The 22,482-nt window shown below is 62.6% G+C and carries 18 protein-coding genes and 1 other RNA gene; 8 read left to right on the plus strand and 11 right to left on the minus strand.

Annotated elements, in window-relative coordinates; translation table 11 throughout:
* Nucleotides 1-168 precede the first annotated feature (168 nt).
* A complete protein-coding gene (locus tag OIU37_RS06680) occupies nt 169-2,208 on the plus strand; it encodes an ATP-binding protein (protein WP_264256602.1) in 2,040 nt (679 codons plus the stop codon).
* Here OIU37_RS06680 and OIU37_RS06685 read toward each other — a convergent pair.
* Both OIU37_RS06685 and OIU37_RS06690 read right to left on the minus strand, forming a co-directional pair.
* Nucleotides 2,193-3,119 (minus strand): dihydrodipicolinate synthase family protein, encoded by a 927-nt coding sequence (locus tag OIU37_RS06685; protein WP_264256604.1) that lies wholly within the window; start codon nt 3,117-3,119, stop codon nt 2,193-2,195. The genes OIU37_RS06680 and OIU37_RS06685 overlap by 16 nt on opposite strands.
* A 21-nt stretch (nt 3,120-3,140) precedes the next feature.
* Nucleotides 3,141-3,755 carry a LysE family translocator gene (locus OIU37_RS06690; RefSeq protein WP_264256605.1) on the minus strand — a complete coding sequence of 205 codons (615 nt, stop codon included), beginning with the start codon at nt 3,753-3,755 and terminating at the stop codon, nt 3,141-3,143.
* Between the two features lie 151 nt (nt 3,756-3,906).
* On the opposite strand from OIU37_RS06690, the gene OIU37_RS06695 reads away from it, so the two are divergent.
* Complete coding sequence (locus tag OIU37_RS06695; protein WP_264257456.1) at nt 3,907-5,415, plus strand: PLP-dependent aminotransferase family protein; 1,509 nt, start codon at nt 3,907-3,909, stop codon at nt 5,413-5,415.
* Here the strand turns inward: OIU37_RS06695 and miaA are convergent.
* On the minus strand, nt 5,412-6,308 hold the full coding sequence (gene miaA / locus OIU37_RS06700; RefSeq protein WP_182209493.1) for a tRNA (adenosine(37)-N6)-dimethylallyltransferase MiaA: 897 nt from the start codon (nt 6,306-6,308) through the stop codon (nt 5,412-5,414). The genes OIU37_RS06695 and miaA overlap by 4 nt on opposite strands.
* Between miaA and serB the strand changes: the two genes are divergently transcribed.
* On the plus strand, nt 6,307-7,197 hold the full coding sequence (serB, locus tag OIU37_RS06705) for a phosphoserine phosphatase SerB (RefSeq protein WP_264256608.1): 891 nt from the start codon (nt 6,307-6,309) through the stop codon (nt 7,195-7,197). The two genes, miaA and serB, sit on opposite strands and share 2 nt — an antisense overlap.
* Before the next feature lie 334 nt (nt 7,198-7,531).
* On the opposite strand, the gene OIU37_RS06710 is transcribed toward serB, so the two are convergent.
* From OIU37_RS06710 to OIU37_RS06730, 5 genes are all read right to left on the minus strand, one after another.
* The gene (locus OIU37_RS06710; RefSeq protein WP_180694600.1) at nt 7,532-9,262 is read right to left on the minus strand and encodes a Do family serine endopeptidase; all 1,731 of its coding nucleotides are present in this window, start codon (nt 9,260-9,262) and stop codon (nt 7,532-7,534) included.
* A 200-nt stretch (nt 9,263-9,462) separates the two neighbouring features.
* Nucleotides 9,463-10,428 (minus strand): protease modulator HflC, encoded by a 966-nt coding sequence (gene hflC, locus OIU37_RS06715; RefSeq protein ID WP_171604024.1) that lies wholly within the window; start codon nt 10,426-10,428, stop codon nt 9,463-9,465.
* A 3-nt stretch (nt 10,429-10,431) separates the two neighbouring features.
* The gene (gene hflK / locus OIU37_RS06720; RefSeq protein WP_171604025.1) at nt 10,432-11,514 is read right to left on the minus strand and encodes an FtsH protease activity modulator HflK; all 1,083 of its coding nucleotides are present in this window, start codon (nt 11,512-11,514) and stop codon (nt 10,432-10,434) included.
* 148 nt (nt 11,515-11,662) lie between these two features.
* Complete coding sequence (locus tag OIU37_RS06725; protein WP_264256610.1) at nt 11,663-12,181, minus strand: dihydrofolate reductase; 519 nt, start codon at nt 12,179-12,181, stop codon at nt 11,663-11,665.
* Nucleotides 12,182-12,194: 13 nt separating this feature from the next.
* Nucleotides 12,195-12,989: a thymidylate synthase gene (locus OIU37_RS06730; RefSeq protein WP_182209497.1), complete on the minus strand. Its 795-nt coding sequence runs from the start codon at nt 12,987-12,989 to the stop codon at nt 12,195-12,197.
* Between the two features lie 111 nt (nt 12,990-13,100).
* On the opposite strand from OIU37_RS06730, the gene ssrA reads away from it, so the two are divergent.
* From ssrA to OIU37_RS06750, 4 genes are all read left to right on the plus strand, one after another.
* Nucleotides 13,101-13,463: a transfer-messenger RNA gene (gene ssrA / locus OIU37_RS06735) on the plus strand.
* A gap of 128 nt (nt 13,464-13,591) precedes the next feature.
* Nucleotides 13,592-14,107, plus strand: a complete 516-nt coding sequence (locus OIU37_RS06740) for an SspB family protein (RefSeq protein ID WP_003541317.1) — start codon at nt 13,592-13,594, stop codon at nt 14,105-14,107.
* A gap of 50 nt (nt 14,108-14,157) precedes the next feature.
* A complete protein-coding gene (locus OIU37_RS06745; protein ID WP_003541320.1) occupies nt 14,158-14,352 on the plus strand; it encodes a DUF4169 family protein in 195 nt (64 codons plus the stop codon).
* 157 nt (nt 14,353-14,509) lie between these two features.
* Complete coding sequence (locus OIU37_RS06750) at nt 14,510-14,728, plus strand: ribbon-helix-helix domain-containing protein (RefSeq protein WP_171604029.1); 219 nt, start codon at nt 14,510-14,512, stop codon at nt 14,726-14,728.
* Nucleotides 14,729-14,826: 98 nt separating this feature from the next.
* On the opposite strand, the gene OIU37_RS06755 is transcribed toward OIU37_RS06750, so the two are convergent.
* From OIU37_RS06755 to OIU37_RS06765, 3 genes are all read right to left on the minus strand, one after another.
* Nucleotides 14,827-18,543 (minus strand): AsmA-like C-terminal region-containing protein, encoded by a 3,717-nt coding sequence (locus OIU37_RS06755; protein WP_264256626.1) that lies wholly within the window; start codon nt 18,541-18,543, stop codon nt 14,827-14,829.
* Between the two features lie 202 nt (nt 18,544-18,745).
* Nucleotides 18,746-20,158, minus strand: a complete 1,413-nt coding sequence (locus OIU37_RS06760; RefSeq protein ID WP_264256628.1) for an FAD-binding oxidoreductase — start codon at nt 20,156-20,158, stop codon at nt 18,746-18,748.
* Nucleotides 20,159-20,421: 263 nt separating this feature from the next.
* Complete coding sequence (locus OIU37_RS06765; protein ID WP_264256629.1) at nt 20,422-21,456, minus strand: aldo/keto reductase; 1,035 nt, start codon at nt 21,454-21,456, stop codon at nt 20,422-20,424.
* Between the two features lie 93 nt (nt 21,457-21,549).
* Between OIU37_RS06765 and OIU37_RS06770 the strand changes: the two genes are divergently transcribed.
* A complete protein-coding gene (locus tag OIU37_RS06770; RefSeq protein WP_264256631.1) occupies nt 21,550-22,452 on the plus strand; it encodes a LysR family transcriptional regulator in 903 nt (300 codons plus the stop codon).
* Nucleotides 22,453-22,482 lie beyond the last annotated feature (30 nt).

Consider the following 22,482-nt stretch of genomic DNA (forward strand, 5'->3'; position numbering starts at 1 on the left):
GAGCCGTTGCGATTTTCATGGTCGGAAGTGATAGACAGAAAATTTCGCAGCGTCAACGCATGCCGCAATAAAAAACTGCCCCACGCCCGCATCCCCGAAAATCGATAGGATGAAGGATTTGTTAAAGGATCGACTTTATTCTTATACGCTACCGCATGGAGTAGCCCTTTGCTCAACAACGACTTGCGCACGTCTGGCAAGGCAGGCGAGCATGATCGCCGCGATGGCCATGCGCCGGGAAATCGCTTTCTCGGCCGGGTCGTTGCATGCAGCGGCTCCAGGGCGACGATTGCCGCCGTTGCCGAACAGGGCGGCACCGATCTTACCGAACTCTGGTCCGTCGGCCGGCTGATTTCGATAAGTGTCGGCCGCAACCGCGTCGTCGCCCTCGTCTATCAGATGAACACCGGCAGCCATGCCTGGGGTGAAGGCGAAGACAATACCTTCAGGATCGAGACCGAGCTTCTCGGTGAAGTCCGCGTCGATGAAGATGGAACCGAGGAATTCTCGACCGGCATCTCGCGTTATCCCTATCTCGGCGCCATCGCCCACCGCATCCGCGCCGCCGACCTGATCCGTATCTACGATGCCGGCGAAGGCACCACCGCCGTCATCGGCAAGCTGACGCAGGACGAAAGTATCGATGCGGCGATCCACATCCCCTCGATGCTCTCCAAGCATTTCGCCGTCGTCGGCTCCACCGGCGTCGGCAAGTCGACGGCCGTGTCGCTGCTGCTGCACAAGGCGATCGCCGCGAACCCGAAGCTGCGCGTGCTGATCCTCGATCCGCACAACGAATTCGCCGCAGCCTTTCCCAAGCATGCCGTCACCATCGATACGGATACGCTTGATCTGCCCTTCTGGCTGATGCGGCTGGAGGAATTTGCCGAGGTCGTCTTCCGCGGACGCCCGCCGGTGCCGGAAGAACTCGACATGCTGCGCGATATCCTGCCGGAGGCCAAACGCGCCTTCCGCGGCAGCGACAATTCGCTGGTTCGCCGCACGACGGAAAAAAGCTCGATTACCGCCGATACGCCGGTTCCCTACCGCATGGCCGATCTGTTGGCGCTGATCGACGAGCGCATCGGCCGCCTGGAAGGCCGCTCGGAAAAACCCTCTTTGCGGTCGTTGAAGATGCGCCTCATCGCCGCGATCAACGATCCGCGCTATCACTTCATGTTCTCCAACAACACGATCAGCGACACGATCACCGAAACCATAGCGCAGATCTTCCGCATCCCCGGCGATGGCAGGCCGATCTGCACCTTCCAACTGGCCGGCATTCCCTCCGAGGTCGTCAATTCGGTCGCCTCCGTGCTCTGCCGCATGGCCTTCGAGGTGGCGCTGTGGAGCGACGGCGCCATCCACATGCTTGTCGTCTGCGAGGAAGCTCACCGCTACATCCCCTCCGATCCGAGCCTCGGCTTCGTGCCGACACGCCAGGCAATCGCCCGCATCGCCAAGGAGGGCCGCAAATACGGCGTCTCGCTCGGCATCATCACCCAGCGGCCGGGCGAGCTCGACCAGACGATCCTCTCGCAGTGTTCGACGCTGTTTGCCATGCGCCTTGCCAACGACCGCGACCAGGAAATCATCCGCTCGGCCATCCCGAATTCGTCGATCTCGACGACGAGCTTCATCTCCTCGATCGGCAACGGCGAGGCGATCGCCTTTGGCGAGGCGATCAGCGTGCCCATGCGTATGCGTTTTTCCCGCGTCGACGAAAACCTCCTGCCGAAGGCGAGCAGCGCCAACAGCAAGCAAAGCGAGGAAGATCCCGATACGGTCGATTTGCGCAAGATCGTCACCCGCATGCGGGCGGTGACCGTCGGACCTGACATTTCGAATTTTCAGCAGAATTATGCCGCGTCCGTGGCAGGTTTCGAAGAGACCGACGCAGCCGACGAGGATCTTGACGCGAAGCCATACACGCCGCCCGCCTCTTCCGCCGCGCCGCCCGCCTCCGCGCCGCTTGAATCCTACCGCCGCGAACTCCTGCCGCAGACACCGCGGCTGGACCCGGCCACGTCACCTGCGATCGATCCCCGGCTGGACGCGCTCCGCCGCGAGATGCGCCGCGACGAGCCGGTCTTTCCCCGGCCGGCACCGCCGGCGGACCAGCCCGCGATCGCTCGCCGGGAGCCCGGCACGTCGCTGCGCGAAAGCATCCTGAAAAAACCGCTGAGCAGCCTCTACAACAAGGATTGACGCTTCAGCTGGCTCTCCAGAGCGATCAGAGGCTCGACGACCTCGAGCACACGCTGTCGGTCCGTCGGCCCGAGCGGCAAGAGGGGGCGTGGGAGCTCTGCCCTGGCGAGCGAAAGAAGGTCGACCAGCGTGTAGATCACACGAAGGCTTCCGAACGCCTTGAACGTTTGCCAGAGCGGCTCGAGGAGACCATCGAGCCGACGCACTTCGCCGCCCTCGCCCGCAATCGCGGCCTTGCTCAGGGCAAGAGCGACGTGCGGAAGCAAGCCGCCGATGACGCTGTACCAGGCGTCGGCACCTGAAAGCAGCGCTTCGGTCGCGCCCCAGTCGCCGCTGTAGCCGATCGCAAGCCTGGTCTTCTCTCGCAATGCCGCCAACTCGTCTGCGAAATCGCCGTCAGCAGGCAGAGGCATCTTCACGGCGCTGATCGTCTCGATATCGGAGAGGCGCTGCAGAAGATCCCGGCTGAAGGTGAAGTGGGTCGTGCCGGGATTGTTGTAGATACAAAGCGGCAGCTTCGCCGCCTCGGTGACCGCCAGGAAATGCTCGTAGGCTTCGTCCTGGGTCAGCGGCGTGTAGGATACCGGCGCAAGCAGAAGAGCATCTGCACCGGCGGCCTCGGCATCCTTCGCCAGGCTCCGGGCATGGTCTGTCCTCAGAGCACCGACGCCGACGACGATCGGAATACGACCGCGAACGCACTCGACCGCAGCCTCGACGGCTCGCCGTCGCTCCTCGCGTGTGAGAAAGGCATAGATCCCGGTGCTGCCAAGAAGGCCTATCGAAGCCACGCCTGCATCACACAGGCGTTCCAGCAGACGGCCGAGGGCTTCGGTGTCGACCCGGCCATCCCTATCGGCGGGCGTGGGCGGAAAGGCCGAAAGACCATGAAACGGAGAAGCGACAGACATGATGCGATCCTGAAAATCCGGTCAATGTGAGAACAGAAGGCGCGATCCGGCGCCCGCGAAGAAGACGGCGAGACTGCCCTCGATCCACCGCCGCGCACGGGCGTAGCCGCGCACCATCGTTGCCGTCGAGAAGAGCACGGCATAGCCGGCAAATATCGAGATCCCCAAGAACACGCAGCCGCCGAAGGCCGTGACGGCCATCTCCGGCGAAGCGCCGGGCTTGAGGCCGAGCGACATGATCGCCACCCAGGCCAGAACCGCCTTCGGATTGCCGAGATGCATCAGAACGCCGCGACGATAGAGCGCGCCGAGTTGCGCGGCAGGCCGGACGGCCTCGCTTTCGGGCCCATCCGGGGCAACTGCCGAGCGGGCCGCCCTCCAGGCGAGCCAGAGGAGGTACAATCCGCCTGCGATCTTAAGGAACAGCAGGGCATGGGCATAGCGGACCAGGAGTGTCGAGATGCCGGTGACCGCCACCAGCCCCCAGCATGTCGACATCGTTATGACCCCGGCGGCAAGGGCGAGCGCCGGTCGACGCCCTTGCCGCATCGCCACATTCATGATGGCCATGTTGCTCGGTCCGGGACTGCCTGCAGCGATTGCGTAGGCGATGTAGACGACGAGAAGATCCTGCATTTGCGTTTTTCCAGAAGTTTGCGCCCGCGCACGGCACGACCCCGAAGGCGAAGAATGCGCCATCGGAGAGCCGCCAATCTGCTTCCTTTTCCTCGGAAATTGGTTCATCGTAAAGCGCCATTTTTGAAGAATCTCTATGGACCATTTTGCGATGTCTAAACGGCGCAGCACCATCGAAATCCCATCGCTCAACGCGATCGATCGAACGGCTAACGTCGGCCGCCAGCTTGCGCAGGCCCTGCGGAATGCAATCGCCCGTGGTGAACTGAGGTCAGGCGAACGCCTTCCTTCAACGCGCAGCCTTGCGGATTCGCTGAAGATCGCGCGCGGCACCGTCGTCGAGGTGTTCGATCAATTGACTGCCGAAGGCTATCTCGAAGCGCGGGTCGGAGCCGGAACCCGTGTTGCCGCCGATCTGATGGACACCACGCCCCCGCCCCCGCTTGCACCGGCAGTGCCGTCTACCGCGGATGCCGTCGATCTGCCTTCCCAGGCTGGCCGGCTGATCGCCATCGCCCGTGCGCTCACCCCGCACCCACCCGTTCCCTTCGCCATCGCCGTCCCGGCTTGCGGTATTGCGCCCGACGACAACTGGCGCCGTCTCGGCAACCGCGTGCGAGCGTCGCGGCCGGCCGCACCTTCGGGTTACCACGACCCCATGGGCTTGCTCGAACTCAGGCTTGCCATTGCCGACCACGTCCGGCGCGCGCGGGCCGTTCATTGCGAGCCGGAACAGATCATCGTCACGTCAGGCACCCAGCAAGGCCTCTATATGGCGGGCCGGGTTCTTCTCTCGCGTGACGATCCGGTATGGGCCGAGGACCCGGCCTATCCCGGCCTGACGGCAGTGCTTGACGATCTCGGCGTCCGGACGCACCGCCTGCCAGTCGATGCACAGGGAATGAACGTGGAACGGGGCCTCGAGCTCTGTCCCCAGGCGCGCGCCGCATTCGTCACCCCGTCGCACCAATATCCGATCGGGATGCCGCTCAGCATGGCGCGGCGCAATGCCTTGATCGCCTGGGCCGACCAAAATCGCGCCTGGATCGTCGAGGACGATTACGACAGCGAGCTGCGTTATGCCGGACACCCGTTTCCGTCGATGCAAGGGTTGCGTCCGTCACGCGTCGTCTATCTCGGCACCTTCAGCAAGGTGCTCTTTCCTTCCCTGCGCCTCGGCTACGTCATCGCCCCTCCTCCGCTCGCAGAAGCCTTTGCCGGCGCCCGCGCCATTCTCGACCGGCATTCGCCGATCGCCGAACAGCACGTTCTGGCGGCCTACATGCGGGAAGGTTATTTCGAAGCGCATATCCGGCGCATCCGCGGCCTCTATGCCGAACGCCGCGCTGTTCTGCTCTCGGCGCTCGAGCGGGGCTTGCCTGAGGGCTGCCGCGTCCAGGAGAGCGACCAGGGTATGCATATTCTTCTATGGCTGCCCGAAGAGGTCGACGACGTGCAACTCGCAGCCCGTGCCCTCTCGGCCGGCCTCGCCGTGCGGGCGATTTCCCCGATGTATGCCACGCAGCCGGCGCGTCGCGGCCTGATGCTGGGCTTCGGCGGATTTATGCCGGACCAGTTACAGGCCGCGGTCGGCGAACTCGTCAAACTGCTGAGCCAGCAGATGTTTCAAGCGGGAGGCCCGCAACGAGCTGAAGCCTAAACCGTCAGCCGTTCCCAGCTGTCGTCCATCTGGTTGCGGAACCATGTCATTTGCCGCTTGGCATATTGCCGCGTCGCCGCAGCACCCTTCTCCAACACCTCGCCGCGCGTCATCTCGCCCCTCAGCATCGCCGTAATCTGCGACACGCCGATTGCCTTCATTACAGGCGCCTCGCCCGGCAGATCGAGCGCAAGCAGAGCCCGTACCTCGTCTTCGGCACCTTGCTGCAGCATCTTTTCGAAACGCCCGTTGATGCGCTGATGCAGCACAGCCCTGTCCGGCAGCACGACGATCTTGCGGGCCTCATCGGCGTCAATCACCACCGGCCCCGCCCGGCCCTGGAAATCGGCGATTGACCGTCCCGTCGCCTTCATCACCTCCAGCGCCCGGACGATCCGCTGCCCGTCCTGGCGGTTGAGGCTTGCCGCCATGGCGGGATCGGCCTCGGCGAGTTCGGCATGGAGTCCGTCCGGCCCCTCCTCCAGCAGCCGCGTCCTGAGTCTCTCCCGCAGCACCTCCGGTATCTCCGGCATATCGGAGAGCCCGCCGATCAACGCCTTGAAGTAAAGTCCCGTGCCGCCGACGAAGACCGGCAGCCGTCCTGCGTCCCTGAGCGCCGGCAGTAGTGCCGAGACATCCCGCAGCCAGGCGCCTGTAGAATAGGCCGCACCTGCCGGCACGTGGCCGTAAAGATGATGCGGCACGCCCTGCATCTCCTCCTCTGACGGCCGCGCAGTCAGCACCCGCAGCGTGTCGTAGACCTGCATGCTGTCGGCGTTGACGACCGCACCGTCATGGCGTCTGGCCAATTCGACGGCGAGTGCGGACTTGCCGCTGGCGGTCGGCCCGGTTATCAGGATCGCGTTCACTGTGCTCAGAAGGTTTTCCATCATGGCCCTCGTTGCCACGCTTGTTGCCAATCCGTCAAATCCCGTGCTGACACCCAAGATCGCCGAACAAGCGGCCGAGGCGGTCAACGCTTCCGGCCTCTACTGGCTGGCCGACGGCATCGCCTGCGACATCGCGCTGCGCGACGGCACGGATGCACAGGCGGCCGAGGCCAATATCCTTGCCATCATAGCAAGCGCGCCCATCGACCTTGTCATCCAGGAGCAAGAGACCCGCCGCAAGAAGCTGCTGATCGCCGACATGGATTCGACGATGATCGGTCAGGAATGCATCGATGAATTGGCCGCCGAAGTCGGCCTGAAGGAGAAGGTCGCCACCATTACCGCCCGCGCCATGAACGGCGAGATCGCTTTCGAGCCTGCCCTGCGTGAGCGTGTTGCCCTGCTGAAGGGGTTGCCGATATCGGTCGTCGACGAGGTGATCGCCAAGCGCATCACGCTGACCCCGGGCGGCCCGGAACTTCTTGCCACCATGAAGTCGAAAGGCCATTACACCGCGCTTGTCTCCGGCGGCTTCACCGTCTTCACCAGCCGCATCGCCGCCACCCTCGGCTTCGATGAAAACCGCGCCAACACGCTGCTCGAAGACGGCGGTATTCTCTCCGGTTTCGTCGCCGAACCGATCCTCGGAAAACAGGCGAAGGTCGATGCGCTGAACGAAATTGCGGCTCGCCTCGGCATTTCGCCGAAAGAGGCGATCGCCGTCGGCGACGGCGCCAACGATCTCGGCATGCTGCACCTTGCCGGCTCCGGTGTCGCGCTCCACGCCAAGCCAACTGTTGCCGCCGAAGCGCAGATGCGCATCAACCACGGCGACCTGACCGCCCTGCTCTATATCCAGGGCTATCGGAAGACGGATTTCGTGACGGTTTGAAGCGATGCCGCGCCAGGCACACCCTCTGCTTTCCGCTGTGGCAGCGCCTGCGGCACCCCCCTCTGCCCTGCCGGGCATCTCCCCCACAAGGAGGGAGATCAGCTGGGCGCAATGGCTTCCCCAGACAAGTGGCCGTAGCGTGAACCGCAAATTTAGGGCGAGGCATGGCTTCCTGCCGATCTCCCCACCTGTGGGGGAGATGCCCGGCAGGGCAGAGGGGGGTATCACACGGCACACCCCCTCCTCGTTATCAGTGCCCTCAGGGCTTTGCGATGCCACAAGTGTGAGGGAGAATCGGAGACCACGGCGGCATCCATCACCGCCATGGCTTTTCTCATTCCATCGGCACCGCCACGAACCGCAGATCGCCATTCGCCGATGCGATCATCAGCTGGGCGTTGCGGCGGCCTTCCTGTTTCAGCGCCTGCACCTTGGCGGCGACCGCATCAGGCGACTTCATGAACTCCTGCGCCACCTCGACGATCACGTCGCCGGGCTTCAGCCCCTTTTCAGCCGAGGCCGAGCCGGGCGTCACTTCCGTCACGACGACACCATCGACGCTCTCGGCGATGCCGAAGGCCTTGCGGGTCTCGGCGCTCAACAGCGACAGCGACAGCCCGAGCACGTTCTTCGGCATGGCCGCATCCGGCGACACCTGGCCCTTGTGCTGGTCGGGTGTATCAGGTGCAGGCTTTGCCTGATCGCCGGAATCCGGCTGGTCCATGTCATTGTTCTCGCCGGGATCCGGAGTGATCACGCCATCGTCCTGCGAGCCATCGGGTGCTGAATCGCCGGATGCAGCCGCCTGATCGCTGTCCTCGAGCCGGCCGAGCTTCACCTTGACAGTCTGTTCCTTGCCGTCGCGCAGCACCACGACGTCGACTTCCTTGCCGACCGTGCTTTCCGCCACGACGCGCGGCAGGTCGCGCATTTCGCTGACGGTCTTGCCGTCGAATTTCAAAATGACGTCGCCCGCTTTGATCGAGCCGTCGTCGACGGGACCGCCCTTGATGACGCCGGCGACCAGTGCGCCCTTGGCCGTGTCAAGCCCGAGGCTGTCGGCGATATCGTCGGTGACCGGCTGGATGCGCACGCCGAGCCAGCCGCGCCGCGTCTCGCCATATTGGCGCAGCTGCTCGACGACACCGGAAGCAAGCTCCGAGGGCACCGAGAAGCCGATGCCGATCGAGCCGCCGCTCGGCGAGATAATCGCCGTGTTGATGCCGATCACCTCACCCTTCATGTTGAAGAGCGGACCGCCCGAATTGCCCTTGTTGATCGCCGCATCCGTCTGGATGAAGTTATCGTAGGGGCCGGCATTGATGTTGCGGCCGCGCCCGGAAATGATGCCCACCGTCACCGAACCGCCGAAGCCGAACGGATTGCCGATCGCCATCACCCAGTCGCCAATGCGCATCTCGCTGGAATCGCCGAATTTCACGGATTTCAGCGGCGTCTTCGGCTCGACCTTCAGCACCGAGAGATCGGTCTTCGTATCCGTGCCGATCAGCTTCGCCTTGAGCTTCGAACCATTGGCGAAATTGATCTCGATATCGTCGGCGCCCTCGATCACGTGATTGTTGGTGACGATATAGCCGGCCGGATCGATGACGAAGCCGGAGCCAAGCGAGCTGACATTGTGGTTGCCGCCCTTGTTGCCCTGCTGCTTGTTGAAGAAGTCGTTGAAGAATTCCTGGAAAGGCGAGCCGTCGGGGGCGCGCGGCGCCGGACCGGCGCCCTCATCGTCCTTCACCTTCTGCGAGGTCGAGATGTTGACCACGGCGTCGAGCAGCCCTTCGGCGAGATCGGCGACGGAAGCCGGGCCGGTGTTGGGGACGGCGGCCTGGATCGGAGCGGTCTGCTCCGGCGCGGCGGGTGCGGGAGGCGTAGGAGCGGGAGCAGCCGTTTCCGGAGTAGCCGGAGCGGGTGCAGTAGCCCCGGGTGCGGTCGTCTCAGGCGCGGTTTGCGCATAGGCGACCCCGTTCATGCCGGCATGCGCAAGAATTGCAGCGCTGGCCATAAGCGCGAGCGTTCGTCTGAAGGGCGAGCGATTCGTGGGGGCCATCAAGCTTCCTCATAAGGGGTACATGCGCACATTGAGCACCAGCATAAGGCGGAATGATGGAGGGTGAAATCACCTTTTCGCGAAATCCCCGTGCAATGCGACGTGGCCTCGCAAAAGCCGGATCGTCTCAATCATTCCACGAAAAAAGGGCCGGCGCTCGGGCCGGCCCTTCCAGGATTGTCGGGGTGGTTTTCCTGCTGTCAGTTCGTCGGCTGGGCCGGTGCTGCGGGAGCAGCTGCGCCGGGAACTGCCGGAACTGGTGCGGCCGGATTTGCCGGCTGCAGTGTGCCGGCGGCATTGTCGAAATAGCGGAAGAATTCCGAATTCGGCGACAGCACCAGCGTCGTGTCCTGCGACGAGAGAGCGGAGGAATAGGCCGCCATCGAGCGATAGAACTCGAAGAAGGCTGGATCCTTGCTGAAGACTTCGGCGAAGACGCGGTTGCGTTCCGCATCGCCCTGGCCTCGAAGGATCTCCGCATCGCGCTGGGCGCCTGCGGTGAGCTCGACGACCTGACGGTCGGCGATGGCACGCCGCCGCTGGCCTTCCTCATTGCCCTCCGCACGGATACGCTCGGCCTCGGCGAGGCGTTCCGAACGCATGGCATTATAGGTGTTGGGCGCAACCTCCGGCGAAAGGTCGGTGCGGCGAATGCGAACGTCGTCTATATGCAGGCCGAGATTTTCGGCATCGGTGCGCAGGTCGTCGCGAATCTCCAGCATCATCGCGACACGCTCTTCCGAGAGCGCGGCATTGTAGTCACGCAGACCGTAGACGCGACGAAGCGATGAATCGAGCTGCGCTCTCAACCGCGCTTCCGCGGCTTCGCGATCGCCCGATACCGTTTCGCGGAAGCGGCGAACATCCGAGATGTTATATATCACGAAGGCATCGACGTCGAAGGTCTGGCCATCCTGGACCTGAACGCGAATATTGTCGAGATCGAGCCTCAGCGCCTGCTTTTCGACCAGCTGAACGCGGTCGGCATCCATGAAGCCGAAGGGCAGCTTGAAATAAATGCCAGGCTCGGTCTTGACCGACTGGATCTGGCCGAAACGGACGACGATGGCCTGCTCACGTGCATTCACCACGAAGATGGACGAATAAAGCCCGACCAAAACGATGGCGAGGATGATGAGAATGATGGGAAGTCTGTTCGATGTCATGACTCAACCTCCCTGCTGCGCCGGCTTGCCAAGCTCATTGAGCGGCAGATAGGGCAGAACGCCCTGCTTCTCGTCGATGATGACCTTCCGGGAATTCTTCAGCACCTGCTCCATCGTTTCGAGATACAGCCGCTTGCGGGTCACGTCGGGCGCCTTGGAATATTCGTCGTTGATCGCTGTGAATCGCTGCGCTTCACCTTCCGCCTCCTTCACGACACGGTTCTTGTAGGCGGCTGCATCTTCACGGATTCTGGCCGCATCACCTCGCGCCTGGCCGAGCTTCTGGTTCGTGTAGCGATTGGCCTCTTCGATCGTGCTGTCGCGGTCACGGCCGGCACGCTGCACTTCTTCGAAAGCGTCGGCGACTTCCCGCGGCGGCGCCACGTTCTGGATCGTCACGCCGGTCACGGTCACACCCGCGCCATATCGGTTCATCGTGTCCTGCAGGATATTGAGCACGTCCACTTCGATCGGCTGACGATTGCTGCGGAAGGCGTCCTGCGCCGGACGACGGCCAACGATCTCACGCATGGCACTGTCGGATACCTGCTGCAGAGTCTCCGCCGGATTTTCGACGTTGAAGAGATAGGCCTTGGGATCGCTGACGGTATAGAAGACCGCGAACTGCACGTTGATCACGCTTTTGTCGCTGGACAGCATCAGGCCGTTCGAAGACGAGGCCGAAGTCGCCCCGATGTTCAGCTGCTGTACGGTCACCTTCACCGTCTCCACGGTTTCCATCGGCCAAAAGTGGAAATGCAGGCCCGGCATGGAAATCTCGTCCTTCGGCTGGCCGAACCGCAGTTCGACGCCGCGTTCGTCCGGCTGCACGACGTAAATGCACTGGATCAGCCAGAAGACGGCGAAAATCGCCACGACGATCACCGCCACGCCGCCGTTGAAGCCGCCGGGAATGATGTTGCGCAGCTGGTCCTGGCCGCGCCGAATGATATCTTCCAGATCAGGCGGTCCGCCCTTGCCGCCGCCACCGCGCGGCCGGTTCGGCCCCTGTCCCCATGGTCCCTGATTATTACCGCCGCCGCCGCCCCAAGGGCCGCCGCCGCCATTCTGATTGCTCCAGGGCATCAAAACCTCGTTGTTCGTTAAGTCGCGACGCATCCGAAACCGTGGGGGCTGACCGGCGGACGCGTTGGTGACCGTTATAGGTATCGCCGCATCGGCTTTCAACGCAGCGTGAGAAACTTGGTCAATTTAATTGGAAAATAGTTCATTTTCAGGCGCGACGGCGTTCGTAGACGATGAAACGCGTGGGATAACTGTCCTTTTCGCCGGCCGGAACCGCGATCGCCTCCCCCGCCTGCCAGATGTCGGGATCGATCACGGGAAACGAAGCGTCTCCGTCGAGATCGGCCTCGACATGCGTGATGCACATCCGGTCGGCAAGACCGATCGCCTGGGCATAGACCTGCCCGCCGCCGAGAATGCAGATTTCGTCGACGCCGGTTTCGAGCGCCAGCCTGTCGGCCACCGTCATCGCCTCGGGCAGCGAATGGACCATGCTGACATCAGCATGGTCTATCGCCGCTTGCCGCGAAATGACGACGTTCGGCCGTCCCGGCAGCGGCTTGCCGATCGAATCGTAAGTCTTGCGGCCCATCACGACAGGCTTTCCCAATGTCAGCGCCCTGAAGCGCTTGAGATCGCTCGAAAGCCGCCACGGCATATCGCCGTCGCGGCCGATAATGCCGTTGCGAGCAACGGCGGCGATAATGGTCCTGCGGATGTCGGCCATGGAATATCCCGGATCAGACGGCGATCGGCGCCTTGATGCTGGCATCGGCCTCGTAGCCGATCAGCTCGAAATCGTCGAAAGTGAAGCCGAAAATATCCTTCACATCAGGATTGATTCGCATGAAAGGCAGCGGCTTCGGCCGGCGCGCCAGCTGCAGCTTCGCCTGGTCGAAATGGTTGTGATAGAGATGGGCGTCGCCGAGCGTGTGCACGAAGTCGCCAGGCTTCAGTCCGGTCACCTGAGCCACCATCATCGTCAGTAGCGCATAGGAGGCGATATTGAACGGCACGCCGAGGAAGATATCGGCCGAGCGCTGGTAGAGCTGGCAGGAAAGCCTGCCGTCGGCCACATAGAACTGGAATAGGCAATGGCAGGGCGGCAGCGCCATTTCGTCCACTTCGGCCGGATTCCAGGCCGAAACGATGTGGCGGCGCGAATTCGGGTTGTTGACGATGCCTTTGACCAGATTGGCGATCTGGTCGATATGGCCGCCGTCGGGCGCTGGCCAAGAGCGCCACTGGGCGCCGTAGACCGGCCCGAGATCGCCGTTTGCATCCGCCCATTCGTCCCAGATCGAAACGCCGTTCTCCTTGAGATAGCGGATATTTGTCTCGCCCTTCAGGAACCATAAAAGCTCGTGAATGATCGAGCGCAGATGCAGCTTCTTCGTGGTAAGGACGGGGAAGCCTTCTTCGAGATCGAAGCGCATCTGGTAACCGAAGACCGAGCGCGTGCCGGTGCCGGTGCGGTCGCCCCGGTCGGAGCCCTTTTCCATCACATGATTCAAGAGATCGAGATATTGCTTCATGTCGCGCTGATTCCGTTTCGGCTAATTTAAGCCTTCGGAACTGGGAAACCAATCACCGGCAGGCATTTTCCCAATGTTTCTGATGGGTCGCATAACGCTTTTATGACGTTTGCCCTTTCCTTGGGCTGAGGAAACCACTATATCAGCCTTGCCGGCTTTCGGGTCGGCTATGGCGATAAATGAGCGGTGTAATAAACCTATTGGACCCGGGGGCGGTACCCGGCGCCTCCACCAAAAACCGGCGGTCTTAAAGGCCGGCTTTTGATGGGGGCGAAACAGGATCGACAAGGGTGTAAAGATCGTCTTTTTGCTCGGCATTGTACCGCCGTTATCGGGCTAAAATTGTAGTTGCAAACGACAACTATGCGGAAGCTCGTCTCGCTGCTTAATCGCGGTGTGACACTTCAATCAAAGTCCTAGTGGTTCGCACCTCTAGGCGGGGTCCGAAGGCACCTGGCAACAGAAGCCTTCACCTTCTCCCTGCCGCCGAAATCATGTATGCTGCTTAAAAACGTGACTCGGCTCCGGTCTTTCCCAAGGCGCCCGGACGTGGCATATAACCTTGTGAAAAGACTTCCGAACCGACGAAAGACAGGAAAAGCATGGGGCAGGATCATATCCGCTACGACATTCTGGCACAGGATGCACTTCGCGGCGTCATCCGCAAGGTTTTGGCGGAAGTCGCAGCGACGGGCCGCCTGCCCGGTGATCATCACTTCTTCATCACCTTCCTCACGGGCGCCACCGGCGTGCGCATCTCCCAGCACCTGAAGTCGAAATACCCCGAGCAGATGACCATCGTCATCCAGCACCAGTTCTGGGACATGAAGATCACCGAGACGCATTTCGAGATCGGCCTTTCCTTCTCTGACGTTCCGGAAAAGCTGGTCATCCCATTCAATGCGATCCGCGGCTTCTACGATCCCTCCGTCAACTTCGAGCTCGAATTCGACGTGCCGCTCGCCGATGGCGAGGAATTGCCGTCCGGCGAAATCACCGCCTATCCGGTGGATGCGGCTGGAAAGCCCGATGACGCCGCAGGCGCAAAACCCGCCGACGGTGAAGAGAAGAAACCGGGTTCCGTCGTCTCGCTCGACTCCTTCCGCAAGAAGCAGTGATTTGAAGGGAGGCCAAGCCTCCCTTCTTCATAGGGAATCCAGGTAATCGCATGAGCGCCGAAATCATCAATCTGCGCCAGTTCCGCAAGAAGCAGGCTCGCTCCGAAAAGGAGAAGCAGGCCGAGCAGAACCGCATCTCCTTCGGCCGCACCAAGACCGAGAAACAGCTGACCCGCAGCCTGAACGACAAGGCCGACAAAGCCCATCGCGACGGCCGGATCGAGACGGATGACGACGGCGCGTGACGCTTTCACGCAAAGCGTGAAAAGCCGGAATGGATTCTGCGATCAGCCACTTGCGCCCTTTCCTTGAATCGATCTGCCAACCCACGCTTAATTTGATAGAACGTCCTGAACGCGTCGTCTCGGGCGCGCTGTGCTCTACCTGGGATGTGAAGGCTCCATGATCCGCAAGCATTCGGCGACCTTGCACGGCCACCGCACCAGTTTCTCGCTGGAGGATGAGTTCTGGACCGAGCTGAAGACGATTGCCGCAGCCCGTTCGATACCGCTCGCCGCCCTGATCTCCGAAATCGACGACCACCGCCCACCGGACAGCAACCTGTCCTCGGCGCTGCGGCTGCATGTGCTTTCCTGGCTGAAGGCGGGCGCCGGCCACTAGCCTTGATGCATGTTGCTCAAAATCGCGTCGCGATTTGGGGCGACATCAATGAAAACAAAGACCTGAAGCGTCTTGCATGAATCAAATTCTACGCGCTTTCACTGCGCCTGAACGCCCGGCACCTGATCGAAATTGAGCGGACCGGGCTGCGCTTGCCCACTGCGCCGTGCTGCTTCCGCCTCGGCTGCGGCCCTCGCCTGCGCATCTGCATCCGCCTTCGCTTTGGCTTCCGCCGCGCGTGCGGCCTCCGCCTCGGCAGCAGCCTTCTCAGCGGCTGCTTTCTGCGCCAGCGCCCGCAGCCGCTCTTCCTCCGCCTGCCGTTGCTGCTCAATCTCGGCCGCCTTGATGCGCTCGGCGTCGTTGAACCGGTAGAGCGCCACCTCGCGGCGCAGCCGCTGTTTTTCGAGCACGACCGCCTGCAGCCGCTCGACACGCCGGCGCTCGCGCTCGAAGGCGCGCAGCGACAGATAGCTGGTGATATCGGTCACATCCATCGTCTTGCCGGGCGACGGCAGCATGCCGGAAAAATTCAGCCGGAGCGCAGGCTCGGCGCCAGAAAGCGCTTCCGTGCCAGGATTAAACCCGACACCCAGCGTCGCGCTGATCCGCTCTTCCGGCAGCGCGATCTGCGCATCGGCGGTGATGCGGGCGAGATCGTTGGCGACGGTGACATTCTGCACCCTCAGCGTCCCGTCGGCGATGTTGAAGGGGATGCCGAGCGGCGGCAGCTTCGCCTCGCCGTTGCTGAGCAGCGTCTCGACGATCGGATGCACCTTGCCGGCATTGATCTGCTCCTGCATCGTATCGGTCGCGGCAAGCAGCGGCGGAAGGACGGCAAGGTTCAACCCGCGTATGCTGGTTTCGCCGAGCCTCAACTCGCCCGAACCATTGAGCGAGCTGGCGATCTCGCCGATCGTCTTGCCCGAGGCCTCCATCGACAGCGACAACCCGAACTTGCCGTTGGCGATCGGCGCGCCGTCGCGCAGCCAGACGACGCCGGACAGATCGGAATCGGCAAGCGCAATCTTCGTTTGCAGGAAACCTGTGCCGTTGGCATTGGTGAAGAGCAGGTTGCCGGAGAGCTTTCCACCATCCCAGTTACCGGCCATGTCGTTGAGCTGCAGCTCGTCGCCCTTGTAGGCGACGTTGCTGGTGAAGTCGGACACCGCCGTTTCCGGCAGGCCGGGCCAGAACTCCTTGGCCGTCAGCTTCACGTTGACGTCGAGATCCTTGAAGATGGGTAGCCCCAGCGGCGCCGTCGTCAGCTGACCATTGGCGGGATCGACGATCTGGCCGAACACCGCTTCGCCGAGCCAGCCGGCATCGGCCTTGGAGAGTGTCAGCCCGCCGCTCGCAGTCGTCTTCGCAGCCTTCCTGTCGAAGGTTAGCGCACCGGAAAATTCGTTGTCGGCCGCATGTCCCTTGAGATCGGAAAAGACGATCTTGTCGCTGTCGACGGCGGCATTGACCTGGAGGCCGAACGGCAGCCCGGTTGCGGTCTGTGGCAGAGCGATGCCGTTCATGATGAGATAGGGGTCGATATCGGCGCTGTCGAGAGAAAGCGCGATCTGGCCGTTCATGAAGGTCTCCGGTCGGACATCGACCTTGCCGTTGGCCATGAACGAGGTCCGGTCGGTCGCAAAGGTCAGCGCCGCATCGGCGGGATCGTTGCCGGATGCCTTCACCTTGAGCGTCAGACGGCCGTTGGCGCCGACATCGACCGGCAGCGGGTCGAGCCCGGCCTGGCCGAACAGGATGGACGGCACGGCGTTTTCGAGCGTCGCCTCCAGGCTCGTCGTGCCATTGCCGGTCAGCGCCAAGAGGTCGGACATGCGGTAGTCGAGATTGACGCGGCTGCCGTTTGCCACACCGGCAAGCGTCACCGTCAGCGCGTCGCCCTCGTCGCCGCCGAGCGTCAGCGCGCCGCGGAGTGCCGTATTACCGTACCAGCCGGCGTTGCGCACTAACCGGTCGAGCACAGGGTGATGCGGCAGGTGCTCGCGCAGCATGGTGAAGAAGCCGCCGGGATCGGCCGATTTGAAGGTGATTTCGCCCGCGCCCTTGTAATCGAGCAACGAACCTTCCGCCCTGCCCGTCGCCGTCAGCTCGGCGCCGGCGATATTCTTGATCGACAGCCGATCGACGGCAAGCGCCCCATCGGCGATGGTAAACGTGGTCTCGACATCCTCGGCACTGACGCCGAAGGCAGTGAACTTGCCGGCCTTGAGCTGGGCGGCGATCTTGTGGTCAAGCACATTGTCGCCGGCATCCTGGCCGGTCATGAGCCCGCTCAGCGCCTGCAGCGCGTCGAGATCGAGCGTATCGCCGTTCAGCGCCACCGATAGCGTCGGCGTCTGGTCGGAGATTGCCTGGCGCTCCAGCCGACCCTTCAGCGTCGCCGGTCCGATGGCAATCTCGAGGTTTTCAAAACGCTGCAATTCATGCGTCAGGCTGACATTGGCGGAAAAGCCCGCCTGCCGCAATTGCCGGATGGCCGGATCGACCGAGCCGGCAAGCCAGGAGGCAAGCCCCGTCGGCTGGCTGGAGGCCACCACGATCTGGCCGTTGAACGAAGGTTCGCCCTGAAGCAGGAGCTTGCCCTTGCCTTCCACTTGCGTGCGCCCCGGCAGCGTGCCGGTGGCGCTGTCGATCATCCAGCCGGTGCCGGCCGGTTCGAGCTCCAGCTGCACGTCGCGCAGCGTCGTATCGCCGGCGACGATCGCCGGCAATTTGACGCTCGCCTTGCCCGGCACCTGCGGGATCGGCACCTGCGCGACGATATCGATCAGCGAATTCAGCCGTTGGCGCGCCGAAACCGCCGGATCCCGTGTCGTCTTGCCCGCCGCGCCGTGATTGCCGATGCGGTTGACGTCGATCTGCTGCCCGTCGGCGGTCAGCAGGAATTCCGGCGCATTGCCGGTATCGAGAGTCGCCTCGCCGGTTATGACATAGGGATCGTCCGTCGGGCCGATCTCCATCCGGTATTCCGGGATGCGGATGCGTTCGTTGGTGAGCTCGAAGCGGCCCTTGACGCGCGGCGGCTGTTCTTTCTTATTGGCGGGCTTGGCGCTGTTGCGGATCTCGATCGCTGCCGAAAGCTGGCCCTGATAGTTCGGCTTGCTGTCGACGAGCTTCAGCTCGCCGTCGAGATCGATGCTGACAGGGTGCTTGTCCGGAGAAAGCCTTGTGCGCATGCGCAGCACGCCCTTCTCGTCCGGCTGACTGCTCGATATCGAGAAGCCGCCGTGCTCGCCGTCGAGCGCAGCGTCGCCCTCGATGCGCCAGGGGCCGGCCAGCGACTTTGCCGACATTTCCGCGTTGAGGCCGGTGATGCGACGCGAGCGACCCGACTGATCGTCGATGAATTCGACTTCGCCGCCGCTGACATGCACGTTTTCGAGAACGACGGTCCTTGCCGGTATCTCCGCGCGGCTGCCACGCATCCAGTCGAGCGTGCCGTCCTTGAGCAATCTCAAGCGCACATTCGGATTGACGACGCGCATGTCGAAGATCAGCGCTTCGCCCGACAGGAAAGGTGCCAACTCCGCATCCATGGAGAACTGCTCGACCCTGACGATCGGCGTGCCGTCCGCTTCCTGGCCGACGCGCACGTCATGCAGCGTCACCGACGGGAACGGCAGCAGGCGCGCATCCACCGTGCCGTAGACGGTGACCTTCTTGCCGATGATGCGGCTTGCCTGATCCTCGAAATTCTTGCGGAAATCCGTCCAGTCGATGAACAGCGGCGCAAGCAGCGCCACAAACAGCACTACGACGATCACTCCCCCCAGAAAGACGAGGAACCGGCCTACCAATGCAAAGCGTCTCCATTCGGGATTCTGTTGCCGACACTAGAGCATGATGCCGAAAAGTGTGAGCGGTTTTCGGACGACATCATGCTCTAACTCTTTAATTGAGAACAGGTTTCAGATTTCGGGGCGAGCCGGCCTAACATCATCTTGTTCTAGCGCTATTCATGCCGGGGGCAAGGCCCAAGTTCATGAGAATGTTCCGTTTTCAGCCATGGTGGAAAATCTTGCCGGGATTGAAGATATCGTCCGGATCGAGCGCCTGTTTCACCTGTCGCATCAGATCCACCGCGCCGCCGAGTTCCTGTTCCAGAAACGCCATCTTGCCTTGCCCGATCCCGTGTTCACCGGTGCATGTCCCGTCCAGGTTGAGCGCCCGCTGGTTGAGTCGCTGCACGAAGCTCTCAGCCCTGGCGATATCTTCGGCACTTCTGTCGTCGAACAACAGCAGCACATGGAAGTTCCCGTCGCCGGCATGGCCGACGATCGGCCCCAACAGCCCGTGCTCCTCGATATCCACCTGCGTTTCGGAAACACAATCTGCGAGCCTGGATATCGGAACACAAACATCGGTCGAAAGTGCGGCAAGCCCAGGCGCCAGCGCCCTTGCAGCCCAATAGGCGTCGTGGCGCGCCTTCCAGAGCTTCGTCCGCTCCTCGGCATTGGCGGTCCATAGAAATTCGCCGCCGCCGCACTCGGCGGCGATCTCGGCAAAGGCTGCCGATTGCAGCGGCACCGTCTCGTCGGTGCCGTGGAATTCGAGGAACAGCGTCGGGCTTTCGGCATAGGAAAGCTTTGAATAGGCGTTGCAGGCCCGCATCTGCACCGTGTCGAGCAGCTCGATGCGCGCCACCGGAATGCCCATCTGGATCGTCATGATGACGGCATCGCAGGCGGCCTTGATGCTCGGAAAGGCACAGGCCCCTCCGGCGATCTTCTGCGGGATCGCCTGCAGGCGCAGCGTCACCGAGGTCAGAATGCCAAGCGTGCCCTCGGCGCCGACGAAAAGCCGCGTCAGATCGTAGCCCGCCGAGGATTTACGGGCGCGCCGGGCCGTGCGGATCTCCTCGCCATTGGCAGTGACGGCGGTGACGGCAAGCACATTGTCCTTCATCGTTCCATAGCGCACGGCATTGGTGCCGGAGGCCCGCGTCGAGACCATGCCGCCGATTGAGGCGTTAGCGCCGGGATCGATCGGGAAGAACAGGCCGGTATCGCGCAGGTGGATGTTCAGCGCCTCGCGTGTCACACCCGGTTCGACGGTGCAATCGAGATCTTCGGGGTTGACCTCAAGCACCCGGTTCATGCGGCTGAAATCGATCGAAATGCCGCCATTGGCGGCGTTCACCTGCCCCTCCAGCGAGGTACCGACACCGAAACCGATCACCGGCACCTTGTGGGTCGCACAGGCTCTGACCGCCGCCTTCACATCCTCGGCGCTCTCAGCAAAAAGCACCCCGTCGGGCAGTTGCGGCGGGATATAGGTGGTCGTATGGGCATGCTGTTCGCGGAAGGACTGGCCGGTCTGGAAACGCTCGCCGAAGCTCTGCTTGAGAATGCCGAGCACCGCGGCAATTCCCGCCTCGTTGCGTGTGCCCGCCTTCGCGTCCTTCAGCGCCATCCCTTGATCTCCCTGCCATTCCGCAGAAACCATATCGTGTCCCGCAGGCTACAGCGCCGCGCGTCTTTTCAGCCGCGCAAAGGACGCTGTAGGACTCTAGAATTGCTGCATAATTTCATCCTTAAATCGATTCCGATTTAAGGAATTATGCAGCAGGCTGGGTATGCGGCAAGTCAAAGCGGCTGTCCAGTTAAGATTGGCAGAAGATTTCATTCCCCTTTTGTTATAGGTGGTTGCTATAGCCAAGGTCGCCGCCTCGCACCTCAGACAATCGGCGGATTGAGCCGCGCAAAACCCTCCTGCCTGCGATAGGGAAAATAGGGATAGGGCGCCGTGACAGTGCTGACCGCGTCGAGCCTTTCGATCTGCTCCCTCGCGAGGTTCCAGCCGACCGCGCCGAGGTTCTGCCTGAGCTGCTCCTCGTTGCGGGCGCCGATGATAACGCTCGATATTGTCGGCCGGCCAAGCAGCCAGTTGATGGCAATCTGCGGCACCGTCCGGCCGGTCTCACCTGCGATGGCGTCCAGGACCTCGACGATGTCGAACAGCTTCTCGTCGTCGACGGGCGGGCCGTATTGCGCCGTCTCGTGCAGCCGGCTTGCCTTGGGCAACGGCTGGCCGCGGCGGATCTTGCCGGTCAGCCGTCCCCAGGCAAGCGGGCTCCAGACGAGGGCTCCCACACCCTGGTCGGCGCCGAGCGGCATCAGCTCCCATTCGTAATCGCGCCCTGCCAGCGAATAATAGACCTGATGGGCGACATAACGGGGATAGCCGTGGCGCTCGGCGGCGGCGAGCGACTTCATCAGTTCCCAGCCAGCAAAATTGGAAACGCCGATATAGCGGATCTTGCCTGCCGCGACGAGCCCATCGAGCGTCGAGAGCACCTCCTCGACCGGCGTCGAGGCATCGAAAGCATGAAGCTGCAGCAGGTCGATATAGTCGGTCCCGAGCCGGCGGAGCGCATCCTCGGTCGCGCGGATCAACCGCGCCCGCGACGTTCCCCAGTCCTGCGGCCCCTCGCCCATCGGCAGCGCCGTCTTCGTTGAGATCAGCACAGCGTCGCGCCGGCCACGGATCGCCTGGCCGAGCACCTGTTCGGACGCGCCGGCCGAATAGACGTCGGCCGTGTCGAAGAGATTGACGCCGGCTTCCTGGCAGATGTCGACGAGCCGCCGCGCTTCCTCGACATCGGTATTGCCCCAGGCGCCGAATAGCGGCCCGCTGCCGCCGAATGTGCCCGTGCCGAAGCTCAAGACCGGCACTCTGAGCCCGGAGGCTCCGAGATTTCTATAGTCCATGAATCTGTCTCCTTAGCTTTCCTATGAGATAGACCCCGGGCATTCGATGATATAGATTGCCTATCAGCAAATCATCTGTGACTTGAATTCATCATGAGCCGTCAGGACATCAACCGCTCCGGCGAAATGGAAGTCTTCGTCAGCGTCGTCGAGCGCGGCGGCTTTTCTGCGGCGGCCACGGCCCGGCGCATGACGCCGTCGGCTGTCAGCAAACTCCTCGCCCGGCTGGAGACACGCCTCGGCGCCCGCCTCGTCAACCGCTCCACCCGCAGGCTGCAATTGACGCCGGAAGGCTGTGCTTTCTATGAGCGCTGCATCATCATCCTTGCCGATATCGCCGAGGCTGAACGTCAGGCATCGACAGGCGAACAGGCCTCAGGCCGCATCCGCATCAACACCAGCGGTTCTTTCGGCAACCATGTGCTGGCGCCGCTCGTGCCGGCCTTCATGGCGCTTCATCCGGCCATAACGCTGGATATTTCCCATACCGACAAGATAGTCGATCTGATGGAGGAGCGCGCCGATGTCGCAATCCGCGCCGGCCCCTTGAAGAATTCCAGCCTGATCGCCCGCAAGCTCGGCGCTACTGGCAAGATCATCGCCGCATCGCCGGATTATCTCTCGCGTCATGGCAAACCACGCACGATCGCCGATCTTAGCCACCATTGCCGCATCGGTTTTTCCTACGCCCGGGCCATCGAGGGCTGGCCGCTGCGCGAAGGTGGCGAAACGGTAACGATCCCGATCACCCCGGGCCTGCAGGTGGGAGACGGCGAAGCCATGCGCCACCTCGCTTTGTCAGGTGCCGGCCTTGCCCGGCTCGCCGCCTTCACCGTGCGCGCCGATATCGATGCCGGCCGCCTGGTGCCGGTGCTCGAAGAGGCCAATCCCGGCGACATCGAGGAGTTCTACGCCCTCTATATGGGCCAGGGCGGCCATCTGCCGGCGCGTGTACGCGCCCTGCTTGATTTTCTCGCCGGCCATGTACGTTTCTGACGGTACCTCGCCTAAACCGTGCAGCGGCTT

Source organism: Rhizobium sp. BT-226 (assembly GCF_025847085.2).
In the GTDB taxonomy this organism is placed as follows: domain Bacteria; phylum Pseudomonadota; class Alphaproteobacteria; order Rhizobiales; family Rhizobiaceae; genus Rhizobium; species Rhizobium sophorae.

Bases quoted from the DNA above. Each gene is read 5' to 3' on its own strand.
- OIU37_RS06745 (WP_003541320.1), top strand. From the start codon at position 14,158: ATGAGCGCCGAAATCATCAATCTGCGCCAGTTCCGCAAGAAGCAGGCT.
- OIU37_RS06710 (WP_180694600.1), bottom strand. From the start codon at position 9,262: ATGGCCCCCACGAATCGCTCGCCCTTCAGACGAACGCTCGCGCTTATG.
- OIU37_RS06685 (WP_264256604.1), bottom strand. From the start codon at position 3,119: ATGTCTGTCGCTTCTCCGTTTCATGGTCTTTCGGCCTTTCCGCCCACG.
- OIU37_RS06750 (WP_171604029.1), top strand. From the start codon at position 14,510: ATGATCCGCAAGCATTCGGCGACCTTGCACGGCCACCGCACCAGTTTC.
- OIU37_RS06730 (WP_182209497.1), bottom strand. From the start codon at position 12,989: ATGAAGCAATATCTCGATCTCTTGAATCATGTGATGGAAAAGGGCTCC.
- OIU37_RS06765 (WP_264256629.1), bottom strand. From the start codon at position 21,456: ATGGACTATAGAAATCTCGGAGCCTCCGGGCTCAGAGTGCCGGTCTTG.
- OIU37_RS06770 (WP_264256631.1), top strand. From the start codon at position 21,550: ATGAGCCGTCAGGACATCAACCGCTCCGGCGAAATGGAAGTCTTCGTC.
- OIU37_RS06740 (WP_003541317.1), top strand. From the start codon at position 13,592: ATGGGGCAGGATCATATCCGCTACGACATTCTGGCACAGGATGCACTT.
- miaA (WP_182209493.1), bottom strand. From the start codon at position 6,308: ATGATGGAAAACCTTCTGAGCACAGTGAACGCGATCCTGATAACCGGG.
- OIU37_RS06760 (WP_264256628.1), bottom strand. From the start codon at position 20,158: ATGGCGCTGAAGGACGCGAAGGCGGGCACACGCAACGAGGCGGGAATT.
- OIU37_RS06690 (WP_264256605.1), bottom strand. From the start codon at position 3,755: ATGCAGGATCTTCTCGTCGTCTACATCGCCTACGCAATCGCTGCAGGC.
- OIU37_RS06695 (WP_264257456.1), top strand. From the start codon at position 3,907: ATGTCTAAACGGCGCAGCACCATCGAAATCCCATCGCTCAACGCGATC.
- hflC (WP_171604024.1), bottom strand. From the start codon at position 10,428: ATGACATCGAACAGACTTCCCATCATTCTCATCATCCTCGCCATCGTT.
- serB (WP_264256608.1), top strand. From the start codon at position 6,307: ATGGCCCTCGTTGCCACGCTTGTTGCCAATCCGTCAAATCCCGTGCTG.
- OIU37_RS06725 (WP_264256610.1), bottom strand. From the start codon at position 12,181: ATGGCCGACATCCGCAGGACCATTATCGCCGCCGTTGCTCGCAACGGC.
- hflK (WP_171604025.1), bottom strand. From the start codon at position 11,514: ATGCCCTGGAGCAATCAGAATGGCGGCGGCGGCCCTTGGGGCGGCGGC.